This window comes from Streptomyces sp. NPDC054863 (assembly GCF_053610825.1).
Genome location: NZ_JBSGZD010000001.1, coordinates 63,163 through 83,515 on the forward strand (window position 1 = coordinate 63,163; position 20,353 = coordinate 83,515).

The following is a 20,353-nucleotide window of genomic DNA, read 5'->3' on the forward strand; positions in this document are numbered from 1 at the left end:
GGGCGCCGCACAGCAGGAGCACCCCGCGTACGACGCCGTCGTGACCGTCGCGCACGCGCGCGGGCGCCGCACCGGCTGCTTGTGGTCGTGCGTTCGGAGACCGGCAGCCGGACGTACCGCTCGGGCGGTCGGGGCGCACTGTTCGCGATCAGTGGGTCGCAGCTCCTTGCCCGTATGCATAATGAACGCGCGACGGGCGGGTCCGGGCGTGCGAGTGGGTGGGACACCGGCGTGCGGGACGCGTGAGACGTGACCGGGACGGCCTGTCGTGCAGGTCCGCCGGAAACTCAACGGGGAAGCGTGGAGCGGCACATGGGGTGGGCAGCGGGCGGCGCGGGCGTGCCGGAGCGCATCGGTCAGTACACCGTGGAGCGGGAGCTCGGTGCGGGTGGCATGGGCACGGTGTATCTGGCCCGCTCCCGTGGCGGACGCAGTGTCGCCGTCAAGGTGGCCCGCCCGGAGCTCGCCGCGGACCCTCACTTCCGGGCACGGTTCCGTGCCGAGGTGGAGGCCGCCCGCAAGGTCGGCGGATTCCACACCGCGTCGGTCGTGGACGCCGACCCGGACGCGGCGGCCCCCTGGCTGGCGACCGCCTACATCGCGGGACCCACCCTCGCCGGACTCCTCGCCGAGCAGGGTCCGATGGACGAACCCCGACTGCGCATGCTGGGCGCCGCTCTGGCCGAGGCGCTCCAGGCCATCCACGCATGCGGACTGATCCACCGCGACCTCAAGCCGGGCAACATCATCATGGCCGACGACGGCCCGCGCGTCCTCGACTTCGGGATCGCCCGCGCGGTGGAGAACACCCGGCTCACCTCCACCGGAGCGGCCTTCGGCACCCCCGGCTACCTGGCTCCCGAACAGGCCCAGGGAGGGGAAGTCGGCAGCGCCGCCGACGTGTTCGCCCTGGGCGTGGTGCTGATCGCGGCGGCCGGAGGCAGCGCCTTCGGGGAAGGCACCCCGATGGGGCTGATGTACCGCTCGGTACACGAACCACCGGACCTCTCGGCCCTGCCCCGGGGCATACGCCCGGCAGTCGCCGAATGCCTGGCCAAGGATCCGGCGCAACGGCCGACTCTGGAACGGCTGTTGGACCACTTCGCCCCCGACACGGCAGCGGACAACGCGCTGCCTCAGGCTCCGTACCCCCCGACCGTGCCCGCGCCCGCCGTACCGGCCGCACTGCCCGAACCGACGACCGCCGACACCCCCGCCGCACTGCCCGAACCAACGACCGCCGACAGCCCGGCCAACGCACCGGCCGCCGCCCCCATCGGTCCGGCGACCGATCCGGCGACCGATCCGGCAACCGGTCCGGCAGCCGACCCGGCGGTCCACGCGGCGACCGACCCGGCGGTCCACGCGGCGACCGGCCCAGCGGTCCACGCCCCGACCGGCCCAGCGGTCCACGCGGCGGTCACCGCGCCTTCCGCCGGGGGCGCCCTCGCGAATGCCGCCACCGTGTCCGCCGCCCCGAGGCCCGCCGGCGAATCCACCGGGCCATCACAGGAACCCGGCGACCGGGGATCGGCCACCACTCCCCCGCCGCCGCCGAAGAACTTCACCGCGCGCTACACCGCCAGTGCCCTCGCCGCCCTGCTCGTGGTCGGCGGCGCGGCCTTCGCCACGTACAAACTCAACGGCAGCGGCTCCGGCAACACCCCCGTCCCCAAGGCCACGCACAAGCTCATCGCACCCGACACGGTGGCGGGTGGTGCGTTCGAGCTCAAGGAGTACGGGAGCCCGGAGTGGACCGGAGCCACCACGGACCCCAGTGGCGAGACGGATTTCACCGCCACCTACACCGGGACGGAACTCTCGCCGAGGTTCCGGGAGATGAAGATCTCCGGTTCGTACGGCCACTTCAAGGACCCTGAGCAGGAGAGGGACAGCATGATGCGGGCCACGACGGTGACGGGCCAGGAGACCGTCCATTCGAGCCAGAAGGAGCGGCCCCCGGGGGCGGACGTCGAATTCAACTGCCAGACGGTGGAATCCGCGGCGTACGGCACCAAAACGGTGTGCGGCTGGGGCGACGCCAGCACGGTCGGTTACATCGAGTTCGGCAATTCGGACACCTACTACTCCCCCGGATACGTGGCGTCGGTGGCCCACAAGATCCGCTCCGACATCCGCAAGCCGAACACCTGAGAACCCTCCAGCAGCCGGTCACGACGTCGGACGGGTGGGCGGCCCTGGCGCCGCTAACGCCGCAGTTGCTCGGGGGTGAGCAGGCGCTGAGGCACCGGCGGTACGTCGGACGCCCGCTCGGCGGGGGCACCGCTCAGCGCTCCGTCCAGGTGTCCGAGCAGCGCAGTGCCGATCGGGTCCGGCAGCGGTTGGCCGTCGTCGCCGAACCGCTCGTACTTCGCCAGATTGTCGCCGATCGCGACCTGGCGGCGCCCGTCCTCCGTGGACAGTGCCCAGGTCCCGGCCCCGAACACACCACCGTTGTGGCCCCAGTACCAGCCGCCGCTGGGCATCTTGAGGGTGAACAGACCGAGGCCGTACCGCATCACCACCTCCTGTCCCGCAGGCGGCTCGTGCGCGGGAACAGTCGTCTTCATCTCCCGCAGCTCCGCCGCGCCGAGGAGCTTCCCGCTGAAGAGCCGGCGGTAGAAGTCGTTGAGGTCGTCCATCGTGGAGACCATCGCACCGGCCGTCCCGGCCCAGGACATGTCGTAGACGCTGTAGTCGCGCGCCGGTTCGATGGTTCCGTAGAACGACTCGTACATCTTGGCGTGCGGCCCCGGGATGCGGGCGGTGCGCGGGAAGTACGTGTGCCGCAGTCCGGCCTTGCGGATGACGTTCGCGGTGATGTACGACTCCGGGTCCTGGCCGGTGACCTTCTTCAGCAGCAGCCCGGCGATGAGGTAGTTGGTGTTCGAGTACGCGTACTTGCCGCGCGGCACCGGCGGTTCGGCCGCCAGGCCGAGGCGGACCAGCTTCTCGGGGTCCAGCTTGCGGAACCGGCCCTCGTCCAGCGCCTCTTGCGGGTTCGTCAGCAGCTTGGGGAAGGCGGGCACTATGTAGTCCGCGATACCGCTCGTGTGGTTGAGCAGCATCCGCACCGTCACCTTCCGGCCCTGCTCGCCCGGCACCAGCTGCGGAAGATGGTCGCCGACCGGGTCGTCCAGCGCGATCCGGCCCTTGGCCACCTGCTGGAGGACTGCCACCGAGGTGAAGGTCTTGGTGATGCTGCCGATCCGGTGCTCGTAGTCCGGGCGCATCGGCCGTCCGGTGTCGACATCGGCGACGCCTGTCGCTCCGCGCCACTGCTCGGAGCCGTCCCTGACCGATGAATAGGCCCCGTACATCCCCGCCCGGCGGAACGCCTCAAGGGAGGCACGCAAGGCCTTCCGGTCGAGGCGGGACGTGGTGACGGCGGACTCGGACCTGGTGGCGGAAGCGGACTCGGAGGCGGAGGCAGTCTCGGAGGCGGATGCCAGTAACGGGGCGCTGGCCCCGGCCGGAAACGCACCAACGGCGAGCGACACCAGGGCCACCGATGCCACGGCGGCCAGACGTGCTCTGCGACGGCCGGGGCGAGGGCTGGGGTGGGTCTTGCGCATGGGCGGATCCCGTCTCATGAGGTGTGCGAGGTGCATGCCTCCATCCTCATGTCCGCCGCACGGCCTTCCGTCCACCCTCGGAACGACCTTGTTCACAGGAAGAGATGACGTTTATCAGGTTTCGCCCCTGCCGCCCGCGCCCGGTCGACAGCCCGAACAACACCTCATACCGCGTACCTCCGTACCACGTCCCTCCGTACCACGTCCCTCCGTACTGCATACCTCCGTACCGCGTGCTTCGTACCGCATGAACGCCTCCCGGCCGTCCGCGACGAACGGCCACTGCCACAGCACCTCGCGGAAGGTGACTTCCGGCAGCCAGTCGTGCCAGGCGATCTCCGCCGGGTCCGGGGTCACGGCCTCCGCGACGACTGCTTCGTGCACGGCCAGCCAGTACGGGCTGATCGCCCCTCGGCAGAGGAACTTGAAAACCGGCCGCACCGGGGCCCGTACGCCCAGCTCCTCCGCCAACTCCCTTGCTGCCGCATCCTGGTAGGACTCGCCCGTGTCGACCGCACCGCCGAGCAGCCAGTTGTACCGGCCGGGGAACCGGGAGACGGTCTCCGGCCGGCGGTGCACCAGTATCCGGCCCGCCTCGTCGCGGCACACGACCGTCGCCACCCGGTGCAGCCAGCCTTCCCGTATCGCCTCGGCCCGGTCGACGACGCCCAGGACCCGGTCCCACTCGTCCACCCGGTCCACCCGCTCGCTCATGCCCCTCGCCTCCCTTCCCCCCGGCCCTCACGCCTGCCACTGCCCTCGTCAAGGCTTGCCGGCGCGGACGACGTTCCATCCGATCATGACCGCCAGTACGGCAACCATCGGCACCAGCCCGAGCGCCGCCCGACTTCCGTCCACCGCGGCGAGCTGCGCGAACACCGCCGCGCCCACCGCTCCCCCTGCCGTGTCCAGACTCGCGAGCCAGGACATCGTCTCGGTGACGCGCCCCGGCGGTGCGAGGTCTCCGCCGACCGTACGCAGCGCTCCGAATGCGGAACCGATGGCCAGGCCGGCCAGTGGGCAGAGCAGCAGGACCGCGAGCGGGGAGAGCAGGGCGGCCGACGCGACCGCCCCCGTTCCGACGGCGAAGGCACCGAGCAGCAACGGGACTTGACGGCTCCGGTTCCGGGACAGCAGCCCGGGCACCGCACCCAGAAGGAGGCTGCCGAGAACGCTCCCCACGGAGAGGGCTGCCAGGTAGAGGCCGGTGTACGGGGCCGCACCGTGCTCCTTCGCGTACATCGGCAGGACGACGTCGACGGCGGTCACGGCGGCGACGAAGAGGCCGTTCGCGGCGAGGAGGCGTCGGAGCGGGGCGGAGGAGAGCGGACCGGGTCGGCGTCCGCCTTGGTGGTGGGAGTGGCATCGGCGTGGCGTGAGCCTCCTTGCCTCGGAGGCGCGTGGCACAGGCATCCGACGACGCAGGTGGCCAGTACCGCGACGACGAGGAACGGGACGGCGGCCGAAACGGACAGACTGAGCCAACTCGCCAGCACGGGCCCGACGATCAGCGCGGCACCCATCAGCGCCGAGTCCAGGGCCATCGCGGTCGCCAGCGTGCGGGGGTCGGTCAGGGGGTGCCAGACCGTACGCATCATGACGGCGACGGGAGGCGCGGTGGCCCCGGCCAGCGCGGCCAGGGCCAGGACCGTGAGGGTGGCGCCCCGTCCGTACGCCGCCAGGAGCAGGAGGACGAGGGCCGCCAGGTGGACGCCGAGGCAGCTCAGCAGGACGGTGCGGGCGGAATGCCGGTCGACGAGGCGCCCGCGCAGTGGGCCGGTCAGGCCCTGCCCGATCGCGAGGCTGCTCACGGCCAGGCCTGCGGTGCCGTACGAATAGTGGCGGGCGACAAGCAGCAGGAGGCTCAGGCTCAGCATCCCGGCAGGCAGCTTCGAGGCGAGGCCGAGGAGGGCGATCCGCCAGAAGCCGGAGACCTTCATCAAGTCCCGGTAGCTGGCGGGGAGTTGACGGGAACGCGCGCGAGGGGGTGAGGGTGGGGACTGGGGCGGGGGCTGGGCGGGTGGCGGCCGGTGGGCCTCCGGAGTGGCAGACACGGACTCGCTTCCTCGGTCGGGACGGTGTTGCGCGGGGCCCTTTTCGGGCATGCCTGTGTGCTGCACCGGAACAGGGCTCGGTGCGGGAGAAGGCCGGTGAGGGGGCGGTCGGTCAGTCGGCGGAGGTGCCGCTCCCTGCGGCGCTCCGGAGATCGCCCCCGCCGTCGCCCCTTGCGCGCACCGCGCGGACGGTCCAGTCGAGGACCGGGGCCAGGCTGTCCGGGGCGGGCCAGCCGTTGACGATCGCGAGGAGGTGGAGGTAGCGGTCCCGGCGGGGGTCGTTCATGCCGTTCAGCCGGTCGGTCAGCCGGGTGCGCAGGGCCGCGTCGTCGTGGCGGGCGACCGTGCGCGCGTAGTGGGCGGTGAGGGCGTCGACGATCCGGGCTGCCTGCGGGGATGCCGGGTCGACGCCGTCCGCCAGGGCCGGTTCGGCCAGGGAGCGTACGGCTGCGGCGAGGACGCGGGGCAGGCCCGTGGCGCCGTCGGGCGCGCGGTCGACCGCCAGGTCCTGGGCCATGCCCTGGACGCTGGTGCGGAAACCGGGGTCCTGGAACATTTCGGCGAGTTCCACCCATGCCTCGATCTGCTCGGTGGAGGGGTCGTCGGGCAGTTCCGGGGTCATCGAACGGATGACGGCCGTGAAGGCGGGATGGGCGTGCAGACCGTCGAAGACGGTGTCGAGGAACTCGCCGATCAGACGGTGGCGTTCGTCCTCGGAGAGCTTGGCAAGACGGTGCATGAGATCCAACTCCTCGGGTGAAGACCCGCGTCTGGCCACGGCGGTGAGCACCGCGCGGCGCAGGCGCAGGGCGCGAATCTGTACGTCGAGTGCTTCCACGTGCGCCGCCGCGACCTCGGGCAGCGCGAGCTCCCGGTCCACGACCTTGCGGATCGTCGGCAGATCGAGACCCAGTTCACGCAGGGTCCGTACGAGTTCGAGGCGGGCCACGGCGTCGATCCCGTAGAGCCGGTAGCCGCTCGGGCTGCGGCCCGTGGGCGTGACGATCCCCGAGTCGGAGTAGAACCGGATGGTCTTGACCGAGAGCCCGGTGCGCCGGGCCAGCTCGCCGATCGGGTAGCGGGCGGGAACGGGACCGCCGGTCGTGGTGCTGTTCATGCGGATCAGCTTGGCGTCTCCCCCTACTGGAGACTCAAGGGCCCTCTCTTCCTCCCTCCGCCTGTCCGTCCCGCGGCCGCCACGAACCCGGGAGGCGGCCTCACGGTGCGGGTCGAACTGGCCGTGCCGCACCCGGCGGCCTGAGGCCAGCCCTACCGTGCTCGGGCCTGCTGCCCGGTCCCTGCTCCGACCTGCTGCCCGGATGGTCCGGTGGATCTTGAACGAGCAGCCTGAAGACGTCCGAATTTCCACGGAAAGGAACTTTCTGTGTTCAGCTCGAAGTCGACGCGCTTGAAGTCGACGCCCTCGCAGTCGGTGCACTCGCAGTCGGTGCGCCGCCGCACGGCACGCACCGCTGCCGTCGGCGCCCTCGCCGCAGCGGCGTGCGCCACCATGATGACCGGCAGCGCCGGAGCGATCGTCAACGGGACCGACTCCACCGCCCGCTACCCGTTCATGGCGACGATCCCTGAGTCCGCCCCGAGCCAGGGAATCCACGACGGCAACTGCGGGGCGTCACTGATCGATCCGCAGTGGGTCCTCACGGCGGCCCACTGTGTGACGGGCGAAGGGCTCGTACTGGAGGGGACCGTCCGGGTCGGCAGCGAGCACCGGAAGTCCGGAGGGACCGTCCGGAACATCGAGCGGACCTTCGTCCACCCCGGCTTCGTGAGCGGCGAAGGGAAGGCCCCCAACAAGAACGACATCGCCCTGGTCCGCCTCGACCGCCCGGTCACCCAGAAGCCCATCCGCATCGCGGAGCGGACCGGACGGCCCGGCACCCCCACCCGGATCCTGGGATTCGGCACCACCCTCGACACCGAGCTGAAGTTCTCGGAGCGGTTGCAGGAGCTCAACACGCGCAGGGGAGCCGTCACCGAGTGCGCCCCCGGCTACGCGGACAGGACCCGGCTGTGCACGATCAGTCAGGTCCCCCAGGCCATGGCATGCTCCGGGGACTCCGGCGGACCGCAGCTCCAGAAGGGCCGGCACGGACGGTGGGAACTCGTCGGAGCCACATCGGGCCCCGGTGCCCCGGGGGTCACGTGCTCGAACGGCCCGGGCCTCTACGCCGATGTGCCCACCTACTCGAACTGGATCCACAAGACCCTCAAGCACCACTCCTGACCCGTCTGACCCGTCTGACCCGTCTGACCCGTCTGACCCGTCTGACCCGCCTGACCCGCCTGACCCGCCTGACCCGCCTGACCCGCCTGACCCGCCCTGACCCGCTCAGCCGAAGATCCTGTGGCTGATGCCCTTCGGTACGTCGTCGTTGACCGGAATGCTGTCGGGTCCGGGTATTCGGCTGCCGGGGACGGTCGTGTGCGGCGAGATCCGCCGCATCAGGTGCACGCCCTGCTCCTCGAACACCTTTTGGTAGCCGGAGGACTCCAACAGTGAGACACGGTCGCGCTGTTGCTGGACGTCGGCGAACGGGAACACGCGTTTCCCGGTGCTGATGAGCACCCATTCCGCATTGCGCGGCACCTGGTCCAGGAGCATGACGTGCGTACGGCCGGTGAGGCGGGGGGCCGCGTAGTTGTCCGCCTCGACCGTGGAGCGGTCGGTTATTTTCTCGGCGGCGCGGACGAGTGCCCCGGCCGGTTCGTCCGGTTTCCATTTCCGTACGTCGACGAGGTCGAGCGTCCCGGCGACGACGATTCCGGCCAGGACCGTTGCGGCCACTCCGATGCTTCCCGCCACGGCCGCCCTGCGCGGTGACAGGGAACCGATGAGGGGGCGGGAGAAGGAGAAATCCTCTCTCCCGCCCCCTGTTCGTATGCGTACGCGTATACGGCGCAGGAGGGAGCCGGTCGTTTCGAGGGAGGCCGCGACGAGGACGGGCCACAAAAATGCGCCGTAGTGGTTCACCGCCTGCCAGTGGTTCTCGTTGTCCGAGAAGAGTCGTTCGGCGAGGAGCGGCAGAGCACACAGAACCAGTGGCGAACCCAGCGGAAGGAACAGCAGGCTGCCGAATGTCCACAGGAGGAGATGGGACTTCGCCACGGGAGTGAGTGCGACGGCGAGGGTGTCGAGAGGGTGGAGGACGACGAAACGCAGCGCTTCCGCGGGACCGGCGCCGAGTCGGCTGTACTGCCAATAGAAACCCGGGCTTCCGCCCATGGCGGGGACGGCCACCACGACGGCCAGCAGCGAGGCCAGGAATCCGGCGAGGAACAGCAGAAGGCCCGCGCGGAATCCCGTACCGTCGCCGGACTTTCGCGCACGGAAGGCCACGACCGCCCCGAAGATGCCCGCAACGAGCCCCAGGTCCTCCTTGGTGAGGCAGAGCAGCGCTCCCGCCCAGAGCATGTGGTGGTACGCGCGTGCCCGTGCGCGTTCGAAAAGCAGCAGGAACAGCGGTACCGCAAAGGCCACCTCGTGGAATCCGGCCCGGGCGGCGAAGAGCAGCGGCGCACCGAGGGCGTACACCAGACAGGCCGTCCAGGTGAACCGGTGGGCGATGCGCGGGGAAAGCAGAGTGGCCACTTCCGCCCTGGCCAGCCGGGCGACCAGCGGAACGCCCAGCGCGAAGAGCACCGCCTGCACGAGGAGAAGAACTCTCGGGTCGTTCCACAGCCAGTAGAGAGGGGCGGCGACCGCGATGAGCGGGGAGAAGTGGTCACCCAGGAGGGAGAATTCCGGGGGATATTCGTGGTGCACGTTCTTGATCGGGGAGCGTGGCAATTCGAATCGCGAGTAGGCGCGCATCGCCTGGTCGAAGAGGCCGAAGTCGAATCCGCCGAGTCTCAGCCGCTCGTACTGCTGGAGCGACATGGCCAGTCCCACGGCGAAACAGAGGAGGGTGAGCGCGAGGACCGTCCCCCTTCTTCCACGCGCTCCGCGCTGCCGCTCCGCACCCTGCTGCTGTGCACGCTCCGAACCGGCCGCGGCTTCGACACCTTCGATGCTCCTGAAGCCGCCGGTACCGTCAATGCCGTCAATGCCGACAGTGCCGCCCGTACCGTCAATGCCGACAATGCCGTCGATCCCGCTCCCGCCGCCGTTGCCGGGACTCGCACCCAACTCCCCGGCACGCGCATGCCGTTCTACGGATATTTCCCCCACGCCGATTCCCGCCCCCAGCCGTTCCGCCCTGCCCAAATGCGGAGAATACCTGTCGCCGGCCACGAACAAGCGCCATGAACAAGCCCCATGAGCAGGTGCCACGAGCAGGTACAGGGTGCAGGTGCAACGTGCAAGGTGCAGACGCAAGGTGCACCTGGCCACCCCCGGAACCCGGGGGCTGACCCCACTCCGCATGCGCCTGCTGCCCGGATGGGCCGGTGGATCTTGAACCGCCAGGCTGGAGACGTCCGGTTGTCCGGTGCAATCGGCACGTCGCCCAAGGAGGGCCTTCATGACCGTCTCCTCGTCGTTCAAGCCGAAGCGGGGTCTCATCGCGGTGGCCACACTGGCCGCCGCCCTGGCCGTGGGCAGCACACTGCCCGCGTCCGCCACGCCCACTCCGGCTTCCGACGCAGAAGTCGCCGCCCACGCGTCCACGCCGCAGAAGGCCTCCGGCGCCCACGAGAACGCGGCCCTGCGCAAGGGCCTGAACAGTCTCGTGAAGGACGACAAGTTCCCCGCCGCCCTGGCCACCGCCGTCGACAGCGACGGCCGCAGCCGCGACTACGCGGTCGGCGTCGCCGACTTGAAGACCGGGGCGAAGGTCCCGGTCGACGGGCAGGTGCGGGCCGGAAGCAACACCAAGACGTTCACTTCCGCCGTCGTCCTGCAGCTGGTCGGCGAGGGCAAGGTCAAGCTCGACGCCCCCATCGAGAAGTACCTGCCGAAACTGGTGCGCGGCAAGGGCATCGACGGCCGGAAGATCACGGTCCGTCAGCTGCTCAACCACACCAGCGGGCTGCCCAACTACACCGAGTTCATGATGAAGGACCTGCTCGGCGCCCCCCACACCTACTACCAGCCCCGCACCCTTCTCGACATCGCCCTGGAGCACAAGGCGCAGTTCGCTCCCGGTACCAACTGGGCGTACAGCAACACCAATTACGTCCTCGCGGGCCTGCTCATCGAGAAGGTCACCGGCCGCCCGCTGGACGAGCAGATCACCCGCCGCGTCATCGAGCCCGCCGGACTGAAGAAGACCTACTTCCCTGCCGCGGGCGAGGAGCGCATCCGCGGCGTGCACCCCAAGGCGTACTTCTCGCCGAAGCCCGGGGCGCCGCTGGTGGACGTGACCGATCTCGACCCCTCCTGGGGCTGGGCCGCCGGCCAGATCGTCTCGACGCCGAGCGACCTGACCCGCTTCTTCAAGGCCCTGTTCGACGGCACTCTCCTCAAGCCCGCGCAGGTGAAGCAGTTGCGCACCACCGTCAAGGTGCCCGACTCGTGGGGCGCGGGGGCCGGGGCCCGGTACGGGCTCGGGGTGACGAGCGTCCAGTTGAGCTGCGGCGGCCGGATGTGGGGCCACGGCGGCGACATCCCCGGCCACGCCACCCGTACCGGCATCACCGACGACGGCCGCGCGGTCGCGATCGCCGTCACCGCGAACCAGCCGGTCAACCCTCAGAGCCTGGAAAACGCACAGACGCTGCTGGACACCGCCTTCTGCAAGAAGTAGACACAGCGATCCTGGCGGGGCGCGGCAATCCTCGAACTGGTGCCGCAGGTTCGGGCCCTGTCGGGGCACTGCGCCTGACCGGGCAAGACATCAAGACATGTCGAAAGGGATCCTCGGGAACCTTCCCGAGGATCCCTTGACGTTCGGCGGGCTCGTCCCCACCGCGCACTCGGTCCCGGTCTCCGTGGTCGTCACCTGGAGCGCCCCCCAAGACCTTCGCTCGCGCCTGTCGCCGTTTCCGCTTGCTGTCGTGCGAGGTGTGCCTCGACCGCGCCGCGCGCGAGTGCGAACACGGTGTTCTCAGGGAGCCTGGAAGGGGTTGCTGCGACACGGTTGTGGTGCATGTGCAGCAGTGAAGCCAACACGGATTCGGGTCCGGGGCCCTCATCGGAGAGGTGACCTCGGTAATCGCGTTCGGCGGCGGCCCGTGCCGCCCATGCGTCCAGCAGGGGAGCGGTGCCCGGCAAGGCGCGCAGGGCGGCGAAGCCGTCGAACGGGTTGATGAGGAGCAGCGCCTTGCGACGGTGCTCACGGAACGAAGCATGATCCGCGGTGCGGGGTGCCATCGCGAGCAACTGCCGTGCGCGGGCGGACGCGTCGCCGCTGTCGTCGGGCCGTACGAAGTGGAACGCCAGATGGGCCTGTCCGGCGGCTGCGAGCAGCACGGCGTCGATCGGCGAAGAGGGTACGTCCAGCAGACGGAGGTGGGCGAGGGCGGCAGCACTGTCCGCGTGAAACACGCGTTCGGCAGCGGCCATCGCGTCGGGACCACCGCCGTAACGTGCCTCTTCCGGCACGTAGGTGTCCAGGGCCAGGCGCTCCACGAGCTTCTGCCGGATCAAATCTGCGACAAGGTCGTGCAGATCGGCCAGCACCGGGCCGGTGAGCGTCCGCGGTTCGCCGTGCAGCCGCAGGCGCAGATGCGGGGCGGGGTCGGCGTAACGGACGAAGAACCAGCGGTCCACCTCGGCAGGCAAAACATCGAGCAGACGCGGCAGGTGGTGGATGAGGACGACGTCCTGCTGCGCGCCGGGGCAGTACAGCTGGGCGTACAGCCATGCACTGCCGGGGAGGTGACGGACCGGAGCCGAATTCGCCTGGGGCAGAGTGGCGGCGTACGGAATCGGCTCGGGGCCGGGGGCAGGGCCGGGGGTGGTGCCGCGCAGCAAGGGAACGGAGATCTCGGCCGTGTGCGGGCCGCCGCTCGGGCCGGTCAGCCAGCCGAAACCGGCGCCGTCGGGGGCGAGTTGTTCCTGGAGTTCGGTACCGGGGTGCCGGCGCAGTTCTTCGCGCAGCAGGGCGCGGTCGTCGGCACGGGACAGATCGAGCGGCAGGCGCTGGTCGTGCGTTCCCGCTTCGATGCGCTGGGGGACCCGCCACCGCTGTTGCCAGGCGCGCAGGGCGGTGAGCCAGTGGGCGGTGTCCGCGGCGGCGTCGAGGACGGCGGGGTCGCGCACGAGCCAGCGGGCGCGGCTGAGTACGGTCCGCCCGTGGCGTACGGCGGGCAGGAACGGCCAGTCGCGTGCGGCGCCCCAGTCCCAGCAGGACAACGGACGCATCCCGTCGGCGGTGATCAACTGTGCGAGCCGTACGTGCGCGGGCGCGAGTTCTGCGGTGTTGAGCATGTGGAAGGTGGCGGCGACCAGTTCGCGTCCGCCGTGCCGCAGCGAGACCATGCGAAGCCGGTCCGAAGTGGCGACGACAGCCACGTCGTCCAGGCTCAGGGAACCGGGATCGGACCGTTCGCCGAAGGTGCCGGTGGCGAGGGTGTGGTCCACCCAGCGGGGCACCCGGGCGACGTTGCCCGCGCGGGGGTCCCTGGGGTGGAAGAGGAGCCGGGCGGCGATCGGCGGCTCGCCGGTCGCATCGGGACCGCCGGTGAGGGCGGTCGTTGCCAGCTCACGAAATCGCCTGTCCGCCTCGGGCAGCATCGGCGCGAACCGGCCCCACAGGGCGCCGGCGGGCCACGTTCCGGTCAGTGGCGACATGACCAGGGTGAAGCTGCCGTCCGCCAGTGCGTCCGGCGAGTCGGCGAGGAGGTGGAAGACGGCCTCGGCGGACGGCGGGGGCTCCCCCGCGTGCTCGCCGAGGGAGGCGAGGTCCGCATCGGTGAGGGTGATTTCGTCCCGGCCCCCGAGGACCGCTTCCTCGGCCAGGGCGAGCAGCGCCCGGTCGCGGCGCGCTTCGGGCTCAGCGGGCCCCGCTCGGGGCTTCCCAGGACTCGTCCGGGGCTCCGTGGGCCCCACCCCGGGCGCCGGGAATCCGCCCCACAGCTCCGGGGCCCCCAGCCCGGCCACCGGATCGAGGAGTTCCGCCAACGGAACCGGGACCTGTGTCCCGTACCGGTGGAGGAACCGCTCGCGGTACCCGCCGAGAGGAGGCTGTGATCCCGCAGGCGGACCCAGCCGCCACAGGAGGGCCGCGGCGCGGGCGGCTTCGTGCGCCACCGTGCGGGGCAGTGTGACGTCGGTGTCCAGCAACAGGTCTGTCGTGACCGGGCGTTCGTGCGGCTGGAGGGCGCGCATCCGGTCCCTCGTCGACCGGAGCGTGCCGAGCCCCTTGCCGGGGGGCCGGGCGGCATAGGCGTCGAGGCCCGCGGCGACTTCGCCGAGGAGCGCGCGGTGGTCGGAGGCGGCCGGGTTCCGGGAGAGCGTGGCGGTGATGTGCCGCAGTGGATCCGGCGCGTCCGGAGCGGGCGGCAAGTCGGTCAGCAGGAAAGACCGGGCGACCAGTTCGGCGATGACGCCCTCGACCGCCCCGGGCGGAGGGTCCGTCAGACAGGCGCGTACCCGTGCCGTCAACGCGGCGTGGGCGACCGGCAGGCGGGCCCCGTCCATCGCCGCGCGCACCGCTTCGGTGTGGCGGACGGAGATCTCGTCGGTCCTCGGGCCGCCGGTCGCACCGGTGACGTAAGGGAGCACGAGACGGTCGCCGCGCCGCACGCAGAGTCCGTTGGCCGACAGGCGCAGCCCGGCGATCACGGCGGGCTGGCGCTCCCACCGGGCCGCGAGCTCCGCGAGCCAGCCCGCATCGGGCCGGACCGACTTGCGGTGCTCACCGCCCAGACGTACGCGCACTTCGTCGTCGGGCCCGAACCGGATCTGCGCCACCCCTGCCATCAGCCCGAAGGGTGTCGTCCGGGCCGTCATCCGCGCCCGGTAGCGCAGCACGGCCCGAAGACAGCGGCGCAGACCGGCCGCAGTGGCAGGACGTCCGTCGCGCAACCGGTCGATGCGTTCGGCCAGCGAGGGACTGGAGAGAGCCAGTGCCTCGGCGATCAACGGGTCGGCGGTCAGGGCGAGAACCGTCTCGCGCAGCCGCCCGGGCCCCTCGTCGGACATGCAGGACGCCGGGCGGGCGGATGGGGCGGGAAGCACGGGGGCACGCAGCAGGCCCAGGGTCAGAGGGGTGAACAGGGACGGCTTGTCGGTGAGACCCATGCTTCCTCCCGAACGGAGCGGTGAACCGCGCGTCCAGCTGCCGTGTCCGGTGTCAGGACACGCGCGGCTGAACCACGGCCACCCGATGCAGGGTGACACTCGTCATCGGCCAACTTGCTTGCAGAGCAGCCGAGTTCAACGGGTCCGCAAGGTGAGTGGTCACTCGGGTGTCGAGGTCGTACGGATCATTCGTGGACACGTCGTTCGTCATGGCGAGAGCTTCCTTCCTGGTGCCTGAAATGCCAGAACTGCCTGACATATCCATGGTGGCAGTGAGAGGAGAGCCTCACGTCATCAGCGTGGAGGAACCTTCACTGCATCCTTCGATCGACCGCAGGAACCCAGGGCGAAGATCCCGGGCTCCACGGGAGCGGGCCCTGACCGTGCCTTCCGCTCAGCCGTCTTCGCCGGGCGGTGTGCCACAGCTCGGGCCGCCCGGCCCGTCGAACTGCACCGAACTGAAGAAGTCCCGGTAGGTCAGGAAGAAGTTGCCCTTGCCGGTCGGGCCGGAGGACGTGACAGACGTGCACCCGGAGTAGTTCGCGTCGGACCAGAGGTAGAGGGTCGAGGGGGTGCGGTTCCAGTCGGATTTGGCCCGGTCGTTCATTCCGAGTGCCGCAAGGTCCGGTGTGTTCCCCCTCAGTGTGATCATGTCTCCGGTGCCGTCGAGACCCGAGAACATGCAGTAGTAGCCGTCGGGGCATCGGTCGTACCCGTCAGCCGCGTGAGCGGGGGAGATCGACGCCATGCTCAGGGCTGCCACTGTGCCGACAAGCCCGGCAAGGGTCCGCTTGATGTGGTTCATGCCCTGCCCAACGACCACTCCCTCTTCAGGGCATTGCCTGGACCGCCCACGGCGCGAACTTCCTCTTGATCACGACCGAATACGCTCCCTAGCCCGCCCGCAGTGCGTCCACCGCGAGGCGCGCCGCCGTTCCGATCACCGCGTCCGCCGGGGGCAGCGTCGCTGCCGTACTGGCGGCGCGGGTGAAGACGGCGACGGCGTAGCGGCCGCCGTCCGGATACTCGATGACGCCGACCTCGTTGCGCACGGTCGGGAGGCTGCCCGTCTTGCCCGCCACGTGCACGTCGTCGAAGGGGAAGCCGGAAGCCATCCGGTGCGGCCACACCTGGAGGCCGAGGAGGCGGCGCATCGCGGCCCCGTGTTCCGGGGTGCTCGCCTCGTCGCGCCAGAGCGCGGCCAGGAGACGGGTCATGTCGCGGGGGGTGCTGCGGTTGGTACGGGCCGGGTCGAGGGCGCGCAGCCGCTGGGTGACGTACGGGTCGGCCAGCGCCTGCGCCCCGTTCGGGCCCGCGTCCTCCCTTACGGTGGCGAGGAGTTGACCGAAGGTGTGCACGGCGTGGGTGCGCCGGAGGCCGAGGCGGTCGGTGGTCCGGTTGACGGCGTCCAGGCCCACGCGCTGCAGGAGGACGTCGGCGGCGGTGTTGTCGCTCACCGACATCATCAGGTGGGCGACGTCGCGCACCGACATGCGGACCGGATCGAGCATCGCGGCGAGCCCGGTGGGGCCGGCCACCCGGTCGGCCGGGGTGCACTCGATCTGCTCGGTGAGCACCAGCTCCCCCGCTGCGGCGAGGTCGTGGAGCGCGACGAGGAGACAGAGTTTGTGCACGCTGGCGGTGACGACGGGGTGGTCGGCGCCCGCGTCGACCTCCGTACCGGAGTCGATGTCCAGGGCGTGCAGCCGACCGGTGACACCCGCCTCGGCGAAGGCGGCCTCGATACGGCGCCGATGGGGGGCGGTGCTCACAGGGAATTCTCCGTAGTCGTCGTCACGGCGAGCGTGATCGGGGCGGTCGCCGTCGCAGCGGCCACGGAGGCCGTCTTCACAGCCAGTACCTTCACAGCCAGTACCTTCTTCACAGCCAGTACTCCGCCGCCGGTCGCAAGTGCAGCGGGCGTGCCGGCAGGTCCGCACCCACCGTCTCACCGCGCCGCAGCGCCCGCGTCGCCACGTCGACGAACGTCGCGACCGCCTTGTCACTGCGTCCCCGTGGCCAGGCGACCGAGTGCCGCCAGGCGAGCGGGGCCCCGGCCAGCGGACGCCACACCAGCTCCCCCTCCCCGTCCGGACCTTGGGCGGGCGCGACGTCCTTCGGGCTGAAGGCGACGGCTTTCGCCGCCATGATCAGACCGCGCACGAAGGTGACGCCCTGCCCGTGCCGCACGGTGGGCGGGGTGTAGCCGTTGCGTGCGCAGGTCGTCAGCAGGTCGTCGAAGAGGGCCGGTGCATCGGCCCGGTGGAACATGACCAGGTCGTAGCCGTCGAGTGCCGACAGCGGGACCTCGTCCAGCGCCGCCGCCGGTGCGCCGCGCGGCAGCAGTACGCCCAGTTCGCGGCGGAGCACCGGGCCCAGCTCAAGGCCGGAGACGTCGCAGGGGTGGTGGATGAGCCCGACGTCCAGGTCGTGCGTGGCGAACTGGGCGAGCTGCTGGGTGGTGGACACCTCGTGGAGTTCGAGTTCCACGTCGGGGTGGCTCGCGCGGAAGCCCGCCAGGATCGCGGCCAGGGTCTCGCCCGCGATGTCGGGCGGCAGCGCCGCCCGCAGCAGCCCGCTCTCGCCGTCCCTGACGCGGCGGGCGGTGGCCTTCAACGCCTCGGAGCGGGCGAGCAGTTCGCGGGCGTCGTCGAGGAGCAGGGCCCCCGCCCGGGTGATCGTCACCTGCCGGCTGGTGCGCTCGAAGAGCCGCACCCCCAGCTCGCGCTCCAGCCGCTGGACGCGCTGCGAGAGGGGCGGCTGGGCCATGCCCAGGCGGATGGCCGCCCGCCCGAAGTGTGACTCTTCTGCAACAGCCACGAAGCACTCCAGGTGCCGGATCAGGTCCACAGCCAGCAACGATATCGCAGATGCATCAATTCCTGATCAATATCCATCTTGGACATACGGGGCAAGGTGCTGGTCTCCTCCCCTCATGGCCTCCCTCTCCCGTCCACGAAGCAGGCACACGGCAAGCAGGCACACGGCGTCTGCAACCCTGACCGCGCTGCTCGCCCTGTCCCTCGCAGGCTGCGGCAGTACGCCACCGGAGCGGCCCGCCTCCAGCAGCGCCGCGCCCGGTCGCACCGCCTCCACCCCCGCTCCCGCCTCCGACACCCCTGAGCGCCTCCGCGTCGGTGACACCACCCGCTCGTACCTCCTGCACCGCCCCGGTGGGAAGGAGCAGGACCGACCCCGCCCCCTCCTCCTCGCGTTCCACGGTCGCGGCGAGAGCGCCGATGACATGCGGGAGCGTGCCCACCTCGACAAGGCGGCGGGCGCGCGCGGAATGCTCGTCGCGCACCTCGAAGCCGTACGTCAGATCTGGAGCGCCGACACCGCCCCCACCCGGCAACGCCCCGACCCGAACGTGGACCTCCGTTTCGCCGAGAAGCTGATCTCCACGCTCGTACGGGACGGCGGGGCCGATCCGAAGCGGGTGTACGCGGTCGGCTTCTCCAACGGCGGTTCGATGGCGCTGCGGCTCGCGGCGGAGCGCCCCCACGCGGTGGCCGGGGCGGCCTCCGTCTCCGGCCAACTGGCGGCCGGATCCGCGAAGAAGGGGCCGTCGGGGCCCGTCCCCGTGATGATCGCCTACGGGGCGGACGACCCGGTCCGCCCCATGACGGGCGTACCGGACCCGCCCCCGCCCGCGGCGGGCCAGGAGCCCATGACCGCGACCGTGTCGACGCGAGCCAGTGCCGAGGCGTTCGCACGGGCGGCCGGGACGGGGCCGCCCGTCACGCAACGACGGCCGGGTTACGACCGCACTCTCTGGGCACCCGGCACACCGGGCAAGGCACCCGTGGAACTCCTCGTCATGCACGGCGCCGGCCACACCTGGCCCGGCTCGACCGCCGCCCCGCCGCCCCACTTCGGCCGTACCAGCACCGCGCTCAACGCGACGACCACAGTCCTCGACTTCTTCACCGGAACCGGAACCGGAACGAGATCTGGAAGCGGAAACGGAAACGGAACCCCATGAACAAGCCCCTCCGCCACATAGCCGTCTTCTGCGGAGTCCTGGTGGCCGCCCTGCTCGGCCGCGTGACCTGGATCCAGTTCCATCAGGCCGAGTCCCTCGCCGAGCACCCCGACAACCGCCGCGTGGCCATCAAGAACTTCGCGCAGCCGCGCGGTGACGTCATCGTCGGCGGCAAGCCGATCACCGGTTCCGTCCCGACGCCCGGCTCGGACCTCAAGTACAAGCGCGTCTACAAGGACGGCCCGATGTACGCCCCGGTCACCGGCTACTTCTCGCAGGCCCAGGGGGCGACGTTCCTGGAGGGCGTGCACAACGACGTGCTCTCCGGCAAGGACAGCCGTCTCCTGTCCGGTCCGCTCGCGCCGCTGACCGGTGAGCGCGCGGACGGCGGTGATGTGCTCACGACCATCAACCCCGCCGCGCAGAAGGCCGCGTACAAGGGTCTGACCGACCTGAAGGCCACGGGCGCGGTGGTCGCGCTCGACCCGCGCACCGGCAGGATCCTCGCGATGGCGAGCACGCCCTCGTACGACCCGTCCCTCTTCGCGGGGATCTCGCACGAGGAGGGCCGGGAGTTCCAGAAACTGGCCGAGGACAAGCGCAAGCCGCTCAGCAACAGGGCGATCCGGGAGATCTATCCGCCCGGCTCCACCTTCAAGATCCTCACGGCGGCAGCGGCCCTCGAACACGGCACGGTGACCGACATCGACACCCCCTCCGACGCCCCGGCGCCCTACCGCCTCCCCCTCAGCAGCACCGAGATCGGCAATGTCGTCCCCGACTCCCAGTGCGACAAGGTCTCGATGCGGACCGGCATGCAGTGGTCCTGCAACAACGTCTTCCTCGACGCGGCACTGCGCACCGGGAAGGACAGGATGCGGGAGACCGCGGAGAAGTTCGGCTTCAACAAGGAGCAGTTCACGCCGGTACGCACCGCCGCGAGCGGCTACCCGAGCGCACTGGACAAGCCGCAGACCGCGCTGACCGGTATGGGCCAGGGCAGCGTGACGACGACACCGCTCCAGATGGCGATGGTGACGGCGGGCCTCGCCAACGACGGCAAGGTGATGAAGCCGTACCTCGTCGACGAGTTGCGCGGCGCCGACCAGTCGACGCTGGAGAAGCACCAACCCGAGGTACTCCGCCAGGCGGTCTCCGCCGCCACCGCGAAGAAGGTGCAGGAGATGATGGAGTACACGGTCACCGACGGCACCGGCAGCAAGGTCGCCGTCGAAGGAGTCACCGTCGGCGGCAAGCCGGGCACGGCACAGCACGGCGCGGATGTGCGCGACGAGCGCCCGTACGCATGGTTCGTGTCGTACGCGAAACAGTCGGACGGCACGTCACCGGTGGCGGTCGCGGTCCTGGTCGACCCGAAGGACATGGACATCTCCCGGGCAGACATCGCGGGCGGCCGACTGGGGGCACCGATCGCGAAGGCGGTGATGGAGGCGGTGTTGGAGAAGTAGGGGAAACCACGGCAGAAATGCCCGCTCGGGCCGACCACCGGGGGCCTCCCGGGGCGGGCCGGGGCAGCCGGGGCCACCGGGGCCACCGAGACCGCCGGGACCGCCAGGACCGCCAGGACCGCCAG

General features: G+C 70.8%; 15 protein-coding genes. 5 read left to right on the top strand and 10 right to left on the bottom strand.

Annotated elements, in window-relative coordinates; genetic code table 11:
- Positions 1 to 312 precede the first annotated feature (312 nt).
- Positions 313 to 2,154 carry a protein kinase domain-containing protein gene (locus ACWGIG_RS00285; RefSeq protein WP_453319193.1) on the top strand — a complete coding sequence of 614 codons (1,842 nt, stop codon included), beginning with the start codon at positions 313 to 315 and terminating at the stop codon, positions 2,152 to 2,154.
- 53 nt (positions 2,155 to 2,207) lie between these two features.
- Here ACWGIG_RS00285 and ACWGIG_RS00290 read toward each other — a convergent pair whose 3' ends face one another.
- The 5 genes from ACWGIG_RS00290 to ACWGIG_RS00310 form a co-directional block, all read right to left on the bottom strand.
- Entirely contained in the window at positions 2,208 to 3,575 is a 1,368-nt protein-coding gene (locus ACWGIG_RS00290) for a serine hydrolase domain-containing protein (RefSeq protein ID WP_453319194.1), read from the bottom strand.
- Positions 3,576 to 3,689: 114 nt separating this feature from the next.
- Positions 3,690 to 4,289: an NUDIX hydrolase gene (locus tag ACWGIG_RS00295; RefSeq protein ID WP_453319195.1), complete on the bottom strand. Its 600-nt coding sequence runs from the start codon at positions 4,287 to 4,289 to the stop codon at positions 3,690 to 3,692.
- Positions 4,290 to 4,337: 48 nt separating this feature from the next.
- Positions 4,338 to 4,844 carry a hypothetical protein gene (locus ACWGIG_RS00300; RefSeq protein ID WP_453319196.1) on the bottom strand — a complete coding sequence of 169 codons (507 nt, stop codon included), beginning with the start codon at positions 4,842 to 4,844 and terminating at the stop codon, positions 4,338 to 4,340.
- A complete protein-coding gene (locus tag ACWGIG_RS00305) occupies positions 4,841 to 5,515 on the bottom strand; it encodes an MFS transporter (RefSeq protein ID WP_453319197.1) in 675 nt (224 codons plus the stop codon). The genes ACWGIG_RS00300 and ACWGIG_RS00305 overlap by 4 nt, the downstream gene beginning before the upstream one ends.
- A gap of 226 nt (positions 5,516 to 5,741) precedes the next feature.
- Positions 5,742 to 6,746: a MerR family transcriptional regulator gene (locus ACWGIG_RS00310; protein ID WP_453319198.1), complete on the bottom strand. Its 1,005-nt coding sequence runs from the start codon at positions 6,744 to 6,746 to the stop codon at positions 5,742 to 5,744.
- A gap of 267 nt (positions 6,747 to 7,013) precedes the next feature.
- On the opposite strand from ACWGIG_RS00310, the gene ACWGIG_RS00315 reads away from it, so the two are divergent.
- Positions 7,014 to 7,874, top strand: a complete 861-nt coding sequence (locus ACWGIG_RS00315) for a S1 family peptidase (RefSeq protein ID WP_453319199.1) — start codon at positions 7,014 to 7,016, stop codon at positions 7,872 to 7,874.
- Positions 7,875 to 7,979: 105 nt separating this feature from the next.
- Here the strand turns inward: ACWGIG_RS00315 and ACWGIG_RS00320 are convergent, their stop codons facing one another.
- Entirely contained in the window at positions 7,980 to 9,818 is a 1,839-nt protein-coding gene (locus ACWGIG_RS00320) for a DUF2079 domain-containing protein (protein WP_453319200.1), read from the bottom strand.
- 292 nt (positions 9,819 to 10,110) lie between these two features.
- On the opposite strand from ACWGIG_RS00320, the gene ACWGIG_RS00325 reads away from it, so the two are divergent.
- On the top strand, positions 10,111 to 11,334 hold the full coding sequence (locus ACWGIG_RS00325) for a serine hydrolase domain-containing protein (RefSeq protein ID WP_453319201.1): 1,224 nt from the start codon (positions 10,111 to 10,113) through the stop codon (positions 11,332 to 11,334).
- Between the two features lie 191 nt (positions 11,335 to 11,525).
- Here ACWGIG_RS00325 and ACWGIG_RS00330 read toward each other — a convergent pair whose 3' ends face one another.
- From ACWGIG_RS00330 to ACWGIG_RS00345, 4 genes are all read right to left on the bottom strand, one after another.
- Complete coding sequence (locus ACWGIG_RS00330) at positions 11,526 to 14,774, bottom strand: lantibiotic dehydratase (protein WP_453319202.1); 3,249 nt, start codon at positions 14,772 to 14,774, stop codon at positions 11,526 to 11,528.
- A 394-nt stretch (positions 14,775 to 15,168) separates the two neighbouring features.
- Positions 15,169 to 15,579: a peptidase inhibitor family I36 protein gene (locus tag ACWGIG_RS00335; protein WP_453319203.1), complete on the bottom strand. Its 411-nt coding sequence runs from the start codon at positions 15,577 to 15,579 to the stop codon at positions 15,169 to 15,171.
- 88 nt (positions 15,580 to 15,667) lie between these two features.
- A complete protein-coding gene (locus ACWGIG_RS00340; RefSeq protein ID WP_453319204.1) occupies positions 15,668 to 16,546 on the bottom strand; it encodes a serine hydrolase in 879 nt (292 codons plus the stop codon).
- Between the two features lie 109 nt (positions 16,547 to 16,655).
- A complete protein-coding gene (locus tag ACWGIG_RS00345) occupies positions 16,656 to 17,594 on the bottom strand; it encodes a LysR family transcriptional regulator (RefSeq protein ID WP_453319205.1) in 939 nt (312 codons plus the stop codon).
- A 115-nt stretch (positions 17,595 to 17,709) separates the two neighbouring features.
- Between ACWGIG_RS00345 and ACWGIG_RS00350 the strand changes: the two genes are divergently transcribed.
- Together ACWGIG_RS00350 and ACWGIG_RS00355 are read left to right on the top strand one after the other, a co-directional pair.
- Positions 17,710 to 18,759, top strand: a complete 1,050-nt coding sequence (locus ACWGIG_RS00350) for an alpha/beta hydrolase family esterase (protein WP_453319206.1) — start codon at positions 17,710 to 17,712, stop codon at positions 18,757 to 18,759.
- Positions 18,756 to 20,228 carry a peptidoglycan D,D-transpeptidase FtsI family protein gene (locus ACWGIG_RS00355; RefSeq protein WP_453319207.1) on the top strand — a complete coding sequence of 491 codons (1,473 nt, stop codon included), beginning with the start codon at positions 18,756 to 18,758 and terminating at the stop codon, positions 20,226 to 20,228. The genes ACWGIG_RS00350 and ACWGIG_RS00355 overlap by 4 nt, the downstream gene beginning before the upstream one ends.
- Positions 20,229 to 20,353: the final 125 nt, after the last annotated feature.